Origin of the sequence: Aeromonas sobria (assembly GCF_000820145.1) — a bacterium.
Classification (GTDB): domain Bacteria; phylum Pseudomonadota; class Gammaproteobacteria; order Enterobacterales; family Aeromonadaceae; genus Aeromonas; species Aeromonas sobria.
This window is the reverse complement of the sequence record NZ_CDBW01000037.1, coordinates 1-248: the sequence shown is the minus strand read 5'-3', so window position 1 is coordinate 248 and position 248 is coordinate 1. Positions and strand designations below refer to the sequence as shown.

Annotated in this window: 1 rRNA gene; it reads right to left on the bottom strand. The window is 50.8% G+C overall.

Features of this window, described 5'->3' with window-relative positions:
• Positions 1–40: 40 nt before the first annotated feature.
• Positions 41–248, bottom strand: a 16S ribosomal RNA gene (locus BN1135_RS16705); the annotation flags it as partial.

Below are 248 nucleotides of genomic sequence, written 5' to 3'. Positions count from 1 at the left end.
CAATCTGTGTGAACACTCAACAACTTCGTCATCTTTAAGGTAAGGAGGTGATCCAACCCCAGGTTCCCCTAGGGTTACCTTGTTACGACTTCACCCCAGTCATGAATCACACCGTGGTAAACGCCCTCCCGAAGGTTAAGCTATCTACTTCTGGTGCAACCCACTCCCATGGTGTGACGGGCGGTGTGTACAAGGCCCGGGAACGTATTCACCGCAACATTCTGATTTGCGATTACTAGCGATTCCGA